General features: G+C 34.7%; 16 protein-coding genes. 9 read left to right on the forward strand and 7 right to left on the reverse strand.

Going from position 1 to position 16,427, the window contains the following annotated elements:
• Positions 1-51: 51 nt before the first annotated feature.
• From EHQ31_RS06705 to EHQ31_RS06720, 4 genes are read left to right on the forward strand one after another with little or no spacing between them, the layout of a single operon-like run.
• Positions 52-2,934: an Ig-like domain-containing protein gene (locus EHQ31_RS06705; RefSeq protein WP_244247293.1), complete on the forward strand. Its 2,883-nt coding sequence runs from the start codon at positions 52-54 to the stop codon at positions 2,932-2,934.
• A gap of 3 nt (positions 2,935-2,937) precedes the next feature.
• Positions 2,938-4,140, forward strand: coding sequence for a hypothetical protein (locus EHQ31_RS06710; protein ID WP_135574993.1), 1,203 nt, complete (start codon positions 2,938-2,940; stop codon positions 4,138-4,140).
• A gap of 56 nt (positions 4,141-4,196) precedes the next feature.
• Complete coding sequence (locus EHQ31_RS06715; RefSeq protein ID WP_135574991.1) at positions 4,197-4,964, forward strand: OmpA family protein; 768 nt, start codon at positions 4,197-4,199, stop codon at positions 4,962-4,964.
• A 57-nt stretch (positions 4,965-5,021) separates the two neighbouring features.
• Complete coding sequence (locus tag EHQ31_RS06720; protein WP_135574989.1) at positions 5,022-5,648, forward strand: glycosyltransferase family protein; 627 nt, start codon at positions 5,022-5,024, stop codon at positions 5,646-5,648.
• 158 nt (positions 5,649-5,806) lie between these two features.
• Here EHQ31_RS06720 and rnk read toward each other — a convergent pair whose 3' ends face one another.
• Positions 5,807-6,223 carry a nucleoside diphosphate kinase regulator gene (gene rnk, locus EHQ31_RS06725; RefSeq protein WP_135574987.1) on the reverse strand — a complete coding sequence of 139 codons (417 nt, stop codon included), beginning with the start codon at positions 6,221-6,223 and terminating at the stop codon, positions 5,807-5,809.
• A 147-nt stretch (positions 6,224-6,370) separates the two neighbouring features.
• On the opposite strand from rnk, the gene EHQ31_RS06730 reads away from it, so the two are divergent.
• Both EHQ31_RS06730 and EHQ31_RS06735 read left to right on the forward strand, forming a co-directional pair.
• Positions 6,371-6,808, forward strand: a complete 438-nt coding sequence (locus EHQ31_RS06730) for a MarR family winged helix-turn-helix transcriptional regulator (protein ID WP_135574985.1) — start codon at positions 6,371-6,373, stop codon at positions 6,806-6,808.
• An 87-nt stretch (positions 6,809-6,895) separates the two neighbouring features.
• On the forward strand, positions 6,896-7,282 hold the full coding sequence (locus EHQ31_RS06735) for a nuclear transport factor 2 family protein (protein ID WP_135574983.1): 387 nt from the start codon (positions 6,896-6,898) through the stop codon (positions 7,280-7,282).
• A 93-nt stretch (positions 7,283-7,375) separates the two neighbouring features.
• On the opposite strand, the gene EHQ31_RS06740 is transcribed toward EHQ31_RS06735, so the two are convergent.
• Together EHQ31_RS06740 and EHQ31_RS06745 are read right to left on the reverse strand one after the other, a co-directional pair.
• A complete protein-coding gene (locus EHQ31_RS06740) occupies positions 7,376-7,960 on the reverse strand; it encodes a DNA-3-methyladenine glycosylase I (protein WP_135574981.1) in 585 nt (194 codons plus the stop codon).
• Positions 7,961-8,072: 112 nt separating this feature from the next.
• A complete protein-coding gene (locus EHQ31_RS06745) occupies positions 8,073-9,032 on the reverse strand; it encodes an alpha/beta fold hydrolase (protein ID WP_135574979.1) in 960 nt (319 codons plus the stop codon).
• A gap of 248 nt (positions 9,033-9,280) precedes the next feature.
• Here EHQ31_RS06745 and EHQ31_RS06750 point away from each other — a divergent pair, with 248 nt between their 5' ends.
• A complete protein-coding gene (locus EHQ31_RS06750) occupies positions 9,281-10,258 on the forward strand; it encodes a M14 family zinc carboxypeptidase (protein WP_135574977.1) in 978 nt (325 codons plus the stop codon).
• A gap of 505 nt (positions 10,259-10,763) precedes the next feature.
• Complete coding sequence (locus tag EHQ31_RS06760; RefSeq protein ID WP_135574973.1) at positions 10,764-11,708, forward strand: sensor histidine kinase; 945 nt, start codon at positions 10,764-10,766, stop codon at positions 11,706-11,708.
• 23 nt (positions 11,709-11,731) lie between these two features.
• Here the strand turns inward: EHQ31_RS06760 and EHQ31_RS06765 are convergent, their stop codons facing one another.
• Both EHQ31_RS06765 and EHQ31_RS06770 read right to left on the reverse strand, forming a co-directional pair.
• Positions 11,732-12,931, reverse strand: coding sequence for a hypothetical protein (locus tag EHQ31_RS06765; RefSeq protein WP_135574971.1), 1,200 nt, complete (start codon positions 12,929-12,931; stop codon positions 11,732-11,734).
• Between the two features lie 179 nt (positions 12,932-13,110).
• Positions 13,111-13,701, reverse strand: coding sequence for an HAD family hydrolase (locus EHQ31_RS06770; protein ID WP_135575074.1), 591 nt, complete (start codon positions 13,699-13,701; stop codon positions 13,111-13,113).
• Positions 13,702-14,327: 626 nt separating this feature from the next.
• On the opposite strand from EHQ31_RS06770, the gene EHQ31_RS06775 reads away from it, so the two are divergent.
• The gene (locus EHQ31_RS06775; protein WP_135574969.1) at positions 14,328-14,759 is read left to right on the forward strand and encodes a DoxX family protein; all 432 of its coding nucleotides are present in this window, start codon (positions 14,328-14,330) and stop codon (positions 14,757-14,759) included.
• A 66-nt stretch (positions 14,760-14,825) separates the two neighbouring features.
• On the opposite strand, the gene EHQ31_RS06780 is transcribed toward EHQ31_RS06775, so the two are convergent.
• On the reverse strand, positions 14,826-15,236 hold the full coding sequence (locus EHQ31_RS06780) for a CoA-binding protein (protein ID WP_135574967.1): 411 nt from the start codon (positions 15,234-15,236) through the stop codon (positions 14,826-14,828).
• Positions 15,237-15,279: 43 nt separating this feature from the next.
• Positions 15,280-16,146, reverse strand: coding sequence for a DUF1554 domain-containing protein (locus EHQ31_RS06785; RefSeq protein WP_244247294.1), 867 nt, complete (start codon positions 16,144-16,146; stop codon positions 15,280-15,282).
• Between the last annotated feature and the right edge of the window lie 281 nt (positions 16,147-16,427).

Here is a 16,427-nt window from a genome sequence, read left to right on the forward strand (position 1 = left end):
TCCAGATTGCACCAGTAACGAAAATTATATGCTGAAACTTTGGAGTCGAAAATGGAACATTTTTTTAAAAGGGTATGCGTTAGCTTTACTCTAATCCTCTCATCTTTTTTATTATCATCCTGTGCTGCGTTTATGGATGGAGAGGGAAATTTTAAACTTTTCCAATCAAATAAAGCGCAGGAAGCTTTACAGTTTAGAAATCAATTTCTTTTAGCTTCTGTTTTCTTTGCAGGAAATGGTTCGGTCTCAAAGACCATCGGTAAAAATGGTGGTACAATCGAAAACCAAGCATTTTCCTTAAATATTCCAAAGGACGCTTTATCTCAAGATGTCGTGATTACTATGCGCGTTGAAGAGATGAAGGGAACGGATATTCCTGGAATGACACCTGTGGCTTCAAAGTTAGTTTTAGAACCAGAGGGCACCAGCTTTGCGAAACCAGTCACTCTGACAACAAAGTATGATCCCAAAACAGTACAGTCTCAAATCCAAAACGAACTCACTCAAATTTACTACTATAATCCATCAACAAAAGATTGGGAACAACAGAAAACCAGTGTTGATGCCATTGCTGGAAGACTTACCACCGAACTAAACCATTTTTCGATTTATGCAGCTCTTCATGTAAATATAGAAATGATAGTGGCTAGGGTCATCACTGATTCAGCAGCCATTCGTATGGCAGCAATTCAGTTTCGTAATTATTTGGATGATATAAACCAAATCAGCAATAGAAACCGTTTTTATTCCTTATTTTCACGTACATTTCTTCCCTTCCTTAATATTGTGAAGGCTGAATATGCACCGGGAACGGATCCACTCCGACTTTCTTTCCCACTCGATGACTTTGACCAAGACGGAGCTCCTAACTTCATAGATTCTTTTCCTTACGACCCAACGAATAACAATGATACAACGGCCCCTCAAATTGTTTCAGGAACTCCCAATACAAACGTTCTTCCGTTGCAACCGGGAAATCTTTTTACAGTTACCTTTAGTGAGCCCGTAAACGAATTAACGGTGATCCATTCTGGTTTTATCTCTAGAGATCAAAATCTCTATGCTCCGCTGAAATTTGTATCGGTTTCCTTAGACAGAAAGATAGTTACTTATAAAAACGAATTCACACTCGATTCAGATGCCAATTACGCTTTGTATGTAAATGGAGTTACCGATGAAATTGGGAATTTAGAAAATGGGTACCGATTGGTTACATCGTTCCATACTGTAGATATCATTTCACCAATGGTAACTTCCATTGAACCGGAGGGACAAGACGTAAATCCAAATATCACAGAGTTTAAAATTCATTTTAGTGAACCAATGAATGCTGCCACAATTAAGGGTTTCGCTTTAGTTGGTCTTGGTGAACCAGAAATTATCTTCTCATCGCTCAGTGCAGACCAAAAAACAGCAAGTTTTACATTTAATCCTTCTAAACCATTAAGAAGTGACGCTGCCTATCTTTTGGTGTCATCCTCGGAAGCAAGAGACACTTCTGGAAATTTATTAGCAGTGTTATCAAAACAACATTTTTTAATCACGCAAGATACTGAGGCACCTTACATTCGTTTAATTCTTCCTGAAGGAGAAAGGGTCGATCCAACCATTACCAGTTTTCGAATCGATTTTAGTGAATCATTGAACGCATCAAGCGTTCAAAACAAATTTGTTTTAAGAGTTAAGCAATCAGGTTCATTAATAACAATCAACTCTGTTGATTATGATGATGCAACCCGTCGTGTGAATCTTCAAATTCCTACAAACTCACTCATTGAAAAAACCGAATACGAATTAGAAGTTTTACCTGGAATTCAGGATAGTTTCGGAAATGCAATGACCACTGGAAAAATTCATCCATTCAGAACTACAGATGTAACTCCTCCACTTGTTACATCCGTTTCACCAGACCATGAAAGAGATCTCTTTTATTTCAGTGGAATCAATATCAAAATTAAATTCAGCGATGTAATGGATCGCAATTCACTTGAATTCAATCCACTTCGATTGGAAAATCTTTCCGATGGGGGAGTCCAATTCGTAATTTTAACTTCCTATGATCCAGTCATTGGGGAAGCGATTTATTATTTGAATGCAGACCAAGTTTTGAGTGATAAAGAATACGAATATACTGTTCCTTCTGGAATTCGAAATATAGATGGGATTGCTTCCGTTGCCACTGCCTCTTCTCGTTTTTTTACGACTGCAGACAAGTTGACTCCTTCACTACCAAAAATCAATAACGTGAATCTTGTGAGTTGTCCGAATCAAGCAAAATTAAATATCAATTTTTCTAGATTGATGGATTTTGAAAATGTAAACTCGAACCCACCTGCTTACTTGAGACTCAACCTGCGGATTCCTGAGCTTTATCGATATGAACGTCAAACTAATTCGATTTGTAGTTGGAATACGGTAGAACGAAGAATTGAGAATCCAGATTTCCGGACTTGTTTGAATCTTTCTGCTGTGATTCCTTATGGATTTTTATGTATCCTAATTCCTCAGCAGATATCTGTATATGATTCTGTTCCTGTGTATTGTACGGTTCCTGATGTTGCGATGACCTATACAAATAAGGACATTCGTATCCAATTTGACAAAGGAACTTTAAACAGAAAGGCAGCAGTTTACAAATACAATGCAAATATCAAAAAAGGAATTTTTGATACACAGTGGACAAACGCTCCAGTTCAAGATGGAAAGATTGTAACTTCGACGAGTTATTATTGTCCAAACTATGGTGGGCCTTCGAATATTGCACGTTGTGAATATTCACCTAATGCAGTGTATATAATGGAGATTTCTGATCCTTGGAGAGTAAGAGGAAAATTTTTCGATGTCGATAACCAAGAGTTTATTTTTAATGACAACCTGACCGTTCGAACCAATCAAAAATTGTTAAGTCCAATTTCAAATGAGTGTGTGGAGTAAATCATGCGAATAAAAACCACCTTATTAATTTCCTTATTCTCTTTTGTTGCGGCCTCTTGTAGCCCAACAAAAAAAGATGATCTTACGGATGAGTTGTTTCTTGGTTTGTATCTTTTATCCCAAAAGAATATAGTATTTCGCATTGTGGATTCGACCAACTCTCAATCCGTAGTAAAAAATTCTAAGGTGATTGGGAGTAATCCTCTCCCAGCTCGATTTCTGAATGATGGAAAATTAAATCATTCTGTTGGATGTAAAAAAGCCAGGTTGAATGTTTATTCCATTTTTGTATGGGAAAAAGGATCTGTAACACCTGGAAAAGAACGTATTTCTAACGCCTCTGCTCTCGTTTATGATGGAGATTGGATTGATAACCAAAACGGCGGACGAATGAAAGTCAGTTATCCTTTTGATTCCGGAAAGACATTTTACGGAGTGAGTGGGTCTAGTAATGCAAATCCGTTCGCCTGGAAAGATGGAAAGTACGATCGCATTGGACTTCGAATTGGTGCCATTAAATGTGAGTTAGATGATTCAAAGTTGGCAAATTCTCATAATAAATATATATCGTATACCATGTGGAATGAATCCGAATCCGGGAAATCAGACCCGCAGTATGGAAAACGAAGTATATTAAATGCCTATCCTTTTGATAATAGCATCGAAAAAGTAAATTCCATTAATTACTTTATCTCGGAAACCACTGGATATTTAAGTTTAAAAGATCATGCTGTTTATTCGCCACGGATACATAAAAATTCAGGAACAAAAGCGGCAGAGTTAGCAGACCCTAATGCAAATCCTTTCTGGGGTTTATTAACTGCGCCCTTTACGGATCGTTTGGAATTCGAATACTTAGATGATGAATATACGATGGATCGTTATAGTGAAGATGGTCTGATTGTTTTAGATTTACCAGAAGGGAACAGAGACAATTTAATTTTGGATATGTATGCAAATAACAACTTCGTATACCAAACAGAATCTGGCTTAACTTCTGCGAAGTTTTCTCCGATTGACTTTATCAAATTTGATCACAAAGAAAACGATTTTCAAACCTACTATCTAAATGCTGATTTTCTTGCTACAAACGGTGAGTATTTGGACTCTTGGACTCTCCCATCTCCTGGACCTAACCAACCGAATCCGAATGATGGAAGGCATATTGGATATTTTTTACCAAAATTTGGAATTAGCAAAGAATGATGTTTGGAAAACAGTTTCCTTCTTGTGTCCAAAATAATTATTAATATATAATCGTTATGGTATTTCAAAAAGAAAATTGTAAACAAAGTGTTTTTGTTCTTCTTCTAATTGGTTTTTTGGCTGTATCTTGTAATTCATTAGGGATCCCTTTAGAAAAAAAACGACACCTGCCCATTCGTCCAACAAATGGCTGTGAGATGACCTCTGAAGAACGTACATATCGTGTATTGTTCTTATTACCTATCTACACTCATCATTTGGATTCTGGTTCTCTAACCAAGCAGGCAGATTCTTTTGTTTTAGAATCTAAATTTTACGCTAAACCTTGGGATATTGTTATCACAGCCTTGGGTTTCCTGTTATCTTTTAACTCGTCTACCGAAATTAAAGTGTATTGTCCGAAGTCCGTTGTTTTGGATTCCATAAAAAAAGAACCAAATTCTGATCATTCGATTTCTAAATTATCTTATTGGAAATCGGAAGGCAATGCGACACCGATACAAATGGTTTCCTTTGTTCCAGATGATTATAAGATCACAGAAGAATCCAAGGCAAAACTCGTCGCATTGTCTAGAGACATTTTAAAATCGGAAGAGGCTTTTAACGTTGTGTTGGTGGGAAAATCTCAAACTACAGGTGATTTGGCCTACCAGGTTCGTCTTGTAAAACGTCGATTTGATGAAGTAAAACAGATTTTAAGTAAGGAAGCCATCGATGAAAATCGAATTCGGACGTTTATTTCTGACCGCGAATCAAACGGAAATTTAAAAGAAATTGCTGGTGATACTCCTTCTACAATTCAAATCTATTTAGTAAAAGAGTGATTTTTCGCTTTTCCTGTTTGTATTGATTTTTCCATTATAGAATCAATACAAAGACAGATGTTAAGCATAGTAATTCCTACAGACAATGGAGAAAATACTTTATTTCAAAAATCCCTCCAAGGCTTTGAGAATCATCCAAAAGTAGAAATCATCCCCATCAGTCAAATGGAAGGAGTTTCTCGAGCGGAACGATTAAACATTGGCTTTCACAAATCCAAAGGAGAATTGTTACTTTTCCATCATCCTCGTTCATTTTTACCTCCAGAAGCAATCTATACATTAATTGAGTTGAGTTGTAAAAGCGACCGTGAGATTATTTGGGGCGGATTCCTACACCAATTTGATAAAGAACATTTATTTTTACGATTTATATCCTGGTATTCAAATGCGGTTCGTTTTAAATGTAAGGGAATTGTTTATCTTGATCACTGTATTTTTTTTGATCGAAGACTTTGGAAATCAGATTTAAAAATACAATATATATTTGAAGATACAGAACTTAGTTTAAATTTTAGTAAAATATCTTGGCCAAATCTTTTGCCATACTATGCCATTACCTCTTCCCATAGATTTGAAAAAAATGGGATGATGAAACAGTCGTTAGTAAATCAATTTTTAAAATTAGGATACTCATTAAAATTGCCATCTTCGTTTTTATACTCTTTTTACCAACGGGAAAAGTAAATATGACTCGCGTTAGTGGATCCGTAGGGCTTGGTCTGCTAAAGGCAGACGGGAGCGAACGCGGACCCCGGAGGAGCCCGGCCCTTATTTTAAGGGACTACCATAAAAATTTGGATTGGGAACGCCAATTCAAAAGTTATATCTGTAAAAGAGTTTGATTACAGATGGTAATCGCCGTTAGCTTCTGGTTGGTATTTGATGTTTGTAATTTGAAACTGATTTTCACCACTAGGAATTTTCCATTGAATCACGTCTCCAATTTTGTAACCAAGGATTGCGGTTCCAATTGGTGCTAAAACAGAAATTTTATTTTCTTCAGTGTTCGCCTCTTCAGGGAAAACCAATTTAAATTCTTGGAACTCTAATTCGTTTAAATTTTTTAATTCAATCACTGAATTCATAGTCACAAAGTTTGGTGGAATTACATGTGAATCCACTTTTTGTGCTCTTTCTATTTCACCGAGTAGGTCTTTTATGTTTGAATCAATTTTGTTTCTTTTGGTATAATCCGATATCATTTGTTTTAACCGGTTATAATCAAAATGCGTGATACAAAGTTTACTTTTTCTATACATTTTATACTCCTTTTTGTTTGTGCAAAAACTTTAGACTATAAATAATAAGGACTTGGTGTCAAGATCGATTGCCTAAAAGTAGGAGTTCGAATATTGTTTTTACATTGACGGGTATTGAATATAAAATATTGTTGTCATAGCAACAAAATGTCTGATCCTTTTGACTTAGAGAATTCCTATGCTTATTTGATTTACCGAACCGTGCGTGCTTTGCGACGTCAATTTATGAGGTTAGCATCTGCCAATGGACTCGAGTTATATCCTGAGCAGTGGTTTGTTTTGGTTCGTTTGATAAAACAACCTGGTTGTAGTCAATCCGATTTGGGAAGGGATTTTGATGATCGACCTTCAATGGCAAGAGCATTAAGAAATATGGAAGAAAAGGGTTGGATTAAAATTCAGGCCAATCCTGATGATGGTCGCAAAAATCAAGTATATCCAACTAAAAAAGGATCAGAAATTTATCAATTAATGGTGGCTGTTGTTACAGAGGAACGCAAACGAATGTTTAAAAAACTTTCTTCGCAAGATTTTAAAACCTTTAAAAGGATTATTGATCAAATATATGAGGAATCAATAGACTGATTTTTTTATACTATTTGTTGCTATAGCAACATAAATTGTTTAAGAGATTAAAGGGATATTTGGATTTTTAGTGATTTAGGAGGATTTATGATCACAAATCAAGTAGTTGAAGAAAAGAATGAGGAATCTTTAAAAAAAGAATTTCTTTTTATTATGAAAAATATAGATGAAAGAAATGTTTCAGAAATTGAATCAAAGTTTCATTCTGATTATGCTGATAGCGTTTATATTAAGGGAAATAATACTATATTTAGTTCAAATAAATTGAATTATATCCAATCATTAAAGGATGGAAAAATTGGCGGTGTAGAAAGAGAAGTTAATATTCAATCAGTTGATTTTATAGATCAGTTTGGGTTTATAAAAGTACATTTGGAAAGTAAGGTGATGAATTTCCATTCAATGTATACCTTTTATTTTGAAGAGGGAGAATGGAAGTTAATTAAGGCAGTGGTTGTGGCTGAGAAGAAATAAACATAATGTAAAAGTATAAAATTTTTTAAATACTTTTGTTAAATTGGAAGGGTTGTTTGGAAATATATTCCGCAACTCTTTTTTTTGTAGTGACTAGAGGAGAGAACTAACCTCTTTATACCGAAAACAATCTTCTACATGGTCATTGACAAGTCCACAGGCTTGCATATGTGCGTAAATTACTGTACTCCCTACAAACTTAAATCCACGTTTGATTAAATCCTTACTTAATGCATCAGATTCTTTTGTCGTTGCAGGAATTTCTTTTAAACTTTTCCTACGGTTGTTTATTGTTTTATGACTAACAAAACTCCAAATATAAAAATCAAAGGAGCCAAATTCTTTTTGGATTTCTAAAAACCTTTTTGCATTGTTTACCGCTGCGTAAACTTTTAAGCGATTCCGAACAATCGCTGGATTTAGTAAGATCGTTTCTATTTTTTTTTCGGAGAATTTTGCAACCTTCGCTGGATCAAAATTTGCAAAAAGCTTTTTATAACCTTCTCTTTTTTTTAAAATAGTGGACCAACTTAGGCCAGCCTGCGCCCCTTCTAAAATCAAAAACTCAAAATGTATTTGGTCGTTATGAACTGGTACGCCCCATTCTTCATCATGATACTTTATGTATTGGTCAAACTTAAGGCACCAGGAGCATCTTGATTTTTCTTTTAGAGCCATTGTTTTAGATAAATGAAACGATATAGGATTTTTTTATATGATAAATTTCTTTTTTAGGAAATTTTATTAATTTATAAATAGGAAACTTGCCATTCTTTTTAATTTTTGTAATTTAATTATTTAGCCGCTTCAGGAAAAGATTGATTGCTCTATCTCGTTTCTTGTTTTCGTCAAAAAGTATTCCATAATGGTTTGTTTTTATTTCTTCTCCTCTCGCAAATGGAATTCTTTTTAACATGGATTCAAATGATATCTTAGGTAATAAATCATCGTTTGGAAATAAATTCATTTCAGTGGCTCTAAGGATTAACACCTGCGTGTCTATACTTTCGAAATTTAGTTTTTTGTTTTCGATCATTTTGGTGATCACCTTTTTGGGACTTTGTAAAAGGTATTTGATAATGTTACGTTTCAACATAGAGCCGCCCATCTCTTTGAGTTCTTCTTCCATCACATATCCAGGCATATGACACATGTAACCATTCTTTGTTTTTTCTAATTCAAATCGAAAATAATTTTCGATGTCCTTTGTCCAGTTTGGTATTAAAGGTGAGTTTTTGATTAAATTTAAGTATTCGTTAATACTGGAAAAATTGATATCTAATCTTTCGAATGATTGTTGCAGGACTTTTAAGACTTGTAATCTTTTAGATAAAGAAAGGAGTCCTCCGCCATCCATTAGTATCATTGCTTTGACCTCTTTAGGATAAAGAATTGCAAAACGAAGCGCAATCATACAGCCAAATGAATGTGCAAAGAAAATTGGATTTTTGATTTTATAATGTGCGATAATACCTTTTAAGTCATCGATATGATTTTTAAAACCATATCCTGATTGTGGTTTATCAGATTTTCCTCTACCACGTAAATCATAAGATATTACTTTGTATCCATTACGGTTTAATTTTTCTGCCAAAGGTTTCATTGAATAAAGATTTCCAGATAGTCCATGTAGGCAAATGATCGTCTTTCCACGTCCGGGCCATATTCCTAGATGAATTTTGACATGGTTGGCTGTGATGAATTCCTCTTTGTATTTTTTTTGTATGGTATTTGGCTTCGATGTACTCATTGATTCATTTTGATAAAGTTTCTCCCCTTTCGTAAACGAAATTTGATTATGAATTTTCATCCATTTGATTTTTAAGCTGATTTGTCGGTTCCTTCTTATTTATTTTTGTAATAAAATTGTCATATAAATTTATTAAATAGAATTTCTCTAAATAGATTCACTTTGAGAGTATGAGTTCTGTCAGATCTGGATCATTTTAGATTCATGATTGTTGGTGATATAACGAAGGGTTCTTAGGTTAAATATTAATGCTTAGAGGAATGAAACGTCTTAATCGATACGAAAACAGAATACTCAAAATAGTAAAGTTAGGTGGTAAATTAGTTCGGTTCAAACAGTTCGGATTCTCCACAAAAACAGCAGAAGGTTTTAGGTTTCCCATTTATGTCTTAGAAATTGGAAAAGAAAAAGCAATCCAACGGAATGTAGCTGGTTTAGTGGCTGGCGTTCACGGACTCGAAACCATTGGAATCAGAGTTCTATTGGATTTTTTAGATGATTTATTTGCACGCAAATCTTCTGAACTATATGAGGAAATCAAAGCTGGTGAACTTGGTATAGTTTGTATTCCCATTCTGAATCCAGGTGGAGTCGCAATGAAACGTAGATCAAATCCAGTTGGAGTTGATTTAATGAGAAATTCTGGTGTGGAGGCAGTAAAGGCACCTTTCTTTTTTGGAGGTCATAAGATTTCGAATTTTTTTCCCTATTACAGAGGAAACGTTTTGCAAGCAGAATCAAAAGTTTTAGACCGCTTCTACAACGAATATTTATTACCTGCAGAAAACTTCATGATTCCAGTCGTTGATATTCATTCTGGATTCGGTGCGATAGACCATGTGTGGTGGCCTTATGCAAGTACGCATGAACAATGTGTAGATGAATCTTTGTTTCAAAAAATTGCAAACCATCTAACATCTAAATTTAATCATATTCTTTATAAGTTTGGTCCACAAAGTGAAACGTACACAACTCATGGAGATCTTTGGGATCGTTTGTACAATGAATATCAAAAGGCAAAAGGTCTCAATAGTTCAAGATTTCTTCCTCTAACCTTAGAAATTGGAACATGGTCAGACATCCAGCTTGATCCTTGGAAAGTTTTTCGAAAACGGGGAATTTTTAATCCAGCTAGGGAATCAAAACAAGAGTTAATCATAAGTCATAGAAAATTTTTGGCAGATGTATTAAGGTTGGCAAAAATGAAACCTATAGATTTGGATTGAGTCAATATTTCTTGTAATCGTTGATAGATTTTAGTCAGTAATTTTTTTTCCAGAAAACTTTCCATTTCCCAGTAAGGATTCGATTGCTCGCCTACGTTTTCTTTTTTTTGTACCTCTTTCGGGAAATGTCCCGGAAGTTTATGTTCCTTTTTTGCTAAAATTATCACTTTACCATAATCAAAAGCCTGTTATAGTTTGTCCTCTAGGTGAATGGTTGGGTAACTTGGTTTCGGTAAATTATGTATCAAATCAGTGAAGTATTAAATCTAATTTTTGATAGTGTTGGGTTATTAATCACTGTCCGATTATTAACTTCCGGATTAATCCCTAAATTTCACTTTTTGATCTCTGGTTTTTTTTGTATTTGGCTAAGTAATATTTTTACAGTGGTTGAAGGTTTTTGGTTCCATGACTTTTTTAATCTACTCGAACATTCGTTCTATTTTTTAGCTTCCATTCTTTTTTTAGTTAGTTTGAAAAAAGAAATTTTGGTGTCAGACCTCTGATGAATATAGTATCTCTACTCAATCTTTTTTCTTTATTCATTTATCTAATTGCTATTTCTTTTATCATTAAAAAATTAATCAAACGGCCAAGTTATCGAGGTGAAGGTGCATTTGTTTTGATCCTTGCGATAATTCCATGTTATGTGAGTGTTTCGAACGTCCTTGAACATGGGTATTCGATTGATTATTTCGATGATTATGAAGGTTTTTTTAAAGATCTTTACGCGATGTTTTTTTTGATCTATTTGTATGTTCATTCAGTGAAGAAGGAACAAAACCAAAGAATTGAACATGAAAGGCAGATAAAATCAGACCTAAAATTAAAATCAAAGTTATTAACGGAAATTCATCATAGGGTCAATAATAATTTGCAAATCATTTCTGGACTTCTTGCCATGCAGGTAGAGTCAGAGAATGATATTAAATTAACAACTTCGTTAGGATTGATACAGAATAGAATCATGGCTATAGCTTCTGTTCATAAGATCATTTACGGATCACCAAATCTTCTATATGTAGACTTGAATCTTATCTTTAATTCAATCCTGGGAAATTTAAAAATAACTTATATAAATGAAAAAAACAACATAGAGTTACATGAATTGATTGAAGAAGGATTGGAGATGGACTTAGATCGAGCTATTCCTATGGGATTAATATTAAATGAATTAGTATCGAATTCTTTTCGTCATGCTTTTATGAAACGCAATCATGGTAAAATTGAAGTTAGTTTAGGCAGAATTGAAGATCAATTTTTATTAATTGTCAAAGACGATGGTGGTGGAATCGATAGTGCTGTGATGGATTCCAAAGGGATGGGATTAACTCTTGTTAAGAATTTAGTGAAACAATTACGTGGTATAATGAAAATAGAAAAAGAGAGCGGATTAGCAATTGAAATCAGATTCCCGATATTAAATCAAAATCCAATACATATCGAGTGAAATGGATTTTGATAAGATGTAAGTTAAGGGACTATTACTTTTGTTGTTAAATATGTATCTTTAAATCCTCCTGGTCCCTCTTGGACAAGATAGGATGACAAAACTACACATGCGTTGTTATATGAAGTAACATCAAATGTGCTTGGGTTTGTTTGGTAGGCACCAATACTGATGGGAGAAAAATGTTCTATATACTCTAGACCTACAGGCCCACTACTACCGCTTACTGTGGAGCTTGAGGAATCTAAATACAGATATTCTTCGGTGGTCGTACCTACAGATGTTTTAGCAATATATTCCATTTGATTTCCAACTAAATTGACTACTAAACAATGTGTAGCACAGTTTCCGATAGTAATAGGTGCTGTCAAACTACCTGCACATGGTGATGCTGGAGGAGGTGGCGGAACAGTATCAATACTTCGATTTCCTTTTGCATCATCTGTAGAGCCCACAACTATGATTTTATATGATGCATATAACTCACCAGAACTAAAGAAAAAATACCCAGCATATTTATCATACGAGCTAACCTTCATATAATTTATCACATTAAAATTATCAGCGGCCAGGCTAATTATATTGGGTCTACCCAAATAAGCATCTAATCGTTTGAATGTGGATAGGTCGGGACTATTCTGAAATTTGACACGGATGATTTGGTATTCTGTTGGTATTCCGCCGTTATATGTGATAGAGCGCTCCGTTTCATAACTGATAGATGGTAAGGTTATGGTATTTGGTGGGATAGTTGGAGCGTTTGGTGGAGTGGATGTTATTTCTCGAATGGATATAATTTTCCCTTCCTTTTTTAATGTTAGATAGAATTTGAATTTTTTAGTGTAATCAGAGTAAGAAAATACAATTGAGTTGTTTTTGAATGAATCCTCGATTTCTGTGATCTGGCCTGAAATAATTCCTGTTTTTGAATTGTAGGAGATTTCATTAGGATTTCCCATATATCCGATTACTGATTCTGAATCTTCTTTAGTAGTTTTTAATTTATATTCGATCACAATATCTTGGAATTGTAAGTTTCCATCTTTTCTGTAATAAGTAGTAGATTGCACCGATTGGAATTTATCTTCAAGAGTTGCTTCGGCAGTAGCTCCAGATAAACTCAAAAGAGCAAAGGCGGAAATATTGTTATTGGTAGACTGACCGTTACACGAAATTTGAAAGAGTGAAAAAATAGAAACCAAAAGAAAATTTAATAAAAGCATCTAGTTTTATTAACAAGTGGAGGAAAAAGTTTATTCACATTTAATAATAATTCATTAATGAGAACATTAGAATATATGAAAATAATTTCTATGTAATGGAATTAATGATTAGGTTCGAATGATTCATAGATACCACTACAAGAGAACTTAAATTGCAGTGGAAATAGAGCATTCTGTTATTATAGACTTAGGATTTCGCCTAAGTCTATAACACAATGAGTCGCGAATTTTTTAAAAGGAAAATTGCCTTCTGGATCAATGTAGATAGTATCCACACCGGCCGCAGCACCAGCGTCTAAATCAAAAAGATAATCTCCGATCATAACCGTTTCTTTTGGATTCGCTTGCCAAAGATCCATTAACCGATAAATCCCTTCTGGGTTGGGTTTAGGTAAGGCGCGTTCTCTACAAAAAATAAAATCCGGTTGGAAAAAATGAATTAAACCTGCGGCCTTTAAGGTTTCAATAGAATTTGAAAAACTATTCCTGGTTAGTATCCCAACGTTCATTTTTTTTTCGTTGAGTTCTTTTAATAAATCGGCACTTCCAGGGGAAGGAGTAGATAACTTAGCGATCCTTAGTTCAATTGAATTCAAGATTGTATGTTTTTTATTAGCTTCTTCTTTAGAAAGTTTGGATAATGAAGTAAGTATATCTGTATCTAAGGGAATTTCTAGTTCTCGTTTAATGGCGTCAAAATCATGTTTGGCGATCGTTAAAGTACCATCCATATCAAAAATCCAATTCTTTTTCTGTTGTAAAAGTCGCATCATGGTTTTTTAGAGGTCTGCTTTTGGGTTTATATTTCGGAAAGAGAGTTTTTCATTCTTTGGAAGACTGATAAAAAGAGGTTTCGGTTCCAAGGAAAAAATTCGTTTTTGTTCAAAGTATTCATAAATCTCATGTAAGGATAAAGAATCGCTCCACTGTAACAAAGTTATTTTTTTAGTAGATTGTTCACAAAGGTTCTAGAGTAATTTTTTGGGTATAAAAAATGCCAGATATAGGTTTTGGTTGTGACCTATATATTTCTAACGGTATTTGAATTGCCTTTTCCTTAAGAAAAGGCAATCAATGGGTAGGAAAAAAAAACTCTGGCCAATTGTGTTCATTTCAATGGTTTGTGGTGGGCTTGTGCCAACGGGCAAAACCAGGTTAACGAAGAGATTTGCAAACAATCTGCTGAAATCGTGTACAGGTTTGGCACTTTGATTGGTAATTTAACTGAGAGTGGTTCTCAATAAGGGATACCATAGGTCCATCGCTTGCGAATACTCGGCCTTTCTTCGTTAATATACCAGAAATAGACACAAAATTATTTAAATGTTGGTGGTCGCTCCAAGAGCTTAGGCAATCGAGAATTGCCAAAATATAGAAGATATTCGTCTAAATTTCCATGAATCAAACAAACACAACCGAAAGAACTATATTCCAAACGGTTCTACGCATTTTACTGGGTGCTTTTTTAGCTTTTGCTGGAACAGGCCACCTAACATGGCATAGGACTGAATTTTTAGCCCAAGTCCCGACTTGGTTACCTATCAACGCTGATTTAGTCGTCTTACTCTCAGGAGTGGTGGAAATTAGTTTAGGTTTGTCGTTGATTTTTCTTCGCAGCAAACAAGTGCAAGTTGGTTGGATTGTTGCTTTGTTTTTTGTTTTGATTTTTCCTGGTAATATATCTCAATATATGAACGGAATCAGTGCTTTTGGTTTAGATACTGATAGAGCTCGGCTCATCCGATTGTTCTTTCAGCCATTACTCGTCCTCTGGGCCATTTGGAGTTGTGGTTCTTGGGCCGATTTTAAATCGAATCGAAAATCCTAAAGATATACAATCTAAAGAAGTCAACGGAATGCTGAAACAAAGTAGGCCCAGGTTTAATTCCTTAGTTTAAAAATAATTTTTATGTTCAATGATGAGGCAGCGATTGGAAACAACACGAAGGCCTGCCTCTTCTGCCTTTTTTTCTGCTTCTGGATGAGAAATACCCAATTGAAGCCAAATGACTTCCGTCCCACCTAAATCTAAAATTTCATCAATCACTTCGGGAATTTTATCAGAGCTTCTAAAAACATCGATGAATTTTCGATCTTCTTTAGGGATCTCTTTTAGGCTTTTATAAATAGCGAATCCACCTACGTTGTGTTCTTTGGGATAGGTTCCGACCACTTTCCAACCTTTGTCCCGAATATAGACAGGTACATAATGACTGGGTTTAGATGGATCATTGCTTAGTCCGTAAACTGCAATCTTTTGATAGTTTTGCAATAGGGATTTGATTTCGGAATCTGTAACATTCATTGTGTTAGTTTAGAGAATTGGTTGGAAATTGCAACTAAGGAAATTACTGTTCCACACAGATCAATTGTTGGTTACTAACATTACATGAATCTGCAGGCCATCCGGCTGTTATAGATGCAATAGCTGTTGAATTTCCTTGGCCCATGATGCCAGTAAAAGAACCAGAGTTACTTCTCCATAAATCGCAAGTATTGCTTGTATTTGTAGTCCAATCAGAGTATAAGCCTGTCCAATACTTTGAATTGACCGAAAATCGTAATGATAGTGCCGAGATAAAAAGTCCCGCTGAATTTGTTGTGCCAATCACACCTTCTGTCTGACGATAGGTTCTATTCGGTGCGAAGACCCAGTCTATTTGTCCGTCACCAATATTGGCACTAATCGATGCTCTTCTGGTAACTCCATCCACCACCATTGCTTTATATGTACCAGTTCCTGGATAATTTCCGTCGGAAGAACAAAAAGTATCAAAATTTTTGGCACTACCAGGGTTGGGAGGATATCCAGAGCCAGAAAGAAAGAGATAACATGGGTTACATGTAGGAGCGCAACTGACAGACACTGAGTTTACATCTGAATTTTTGACAATGCCTTCTCCATTTGTGATATTACAGAATAATCCTGCTGGTTGGGTAGAGACCTTTACAGAATAAGTGGATCCAGTAAAAATTATGTTTGTAAAGGAAAAGTTTGTACTACCATTTTCAATTGGTAATGTTAGAATTTCATTGAGTAAAAGTTTCAGTCCTGAACTATTTAACCCTGAAACAGAACCTGTTATTGAATAAGGTATTATTGTCGATATGTAATCCTTCCCGCAGATTGGTGTGTTATCTTTTGCAAGTATTTTTGATATTTGAATTTGTTTGAAGAAATCGGAACTTGGATCACATAAGTTATTTATTTCCATTGGCCGGCAGTTAGAGATTAGTAGGCTAAATAAAAAACTAATCGATAATAATTTAAAATAGCATTGTCTCATTGAATTAATTGCGAAGCCCAATTGAAAGGATTCTTAGTTGTCAATAAATTGCAATAACTAAATATTTTGAAAATTTTGTATAAGTGCTACCTTTGCTTTGGATTGAATTCCTAGAATATATAAAGGAGGAATGGATTAAGATTATTTTTTGGACCTGGTTGCAGAAGGATTAGAAAACTTCTAAGGGTGAAAATGTTATCATAATAAAC

It is taken from the genome of Leptospira montravelensis (assembly GCF_004770045.1).
Lineage (GTDB): Bacteria > Spirochaetota > Leptospiria > Leptospirales > Leptospiraceae > Leptospira_A > Leptospira_A montravelensis.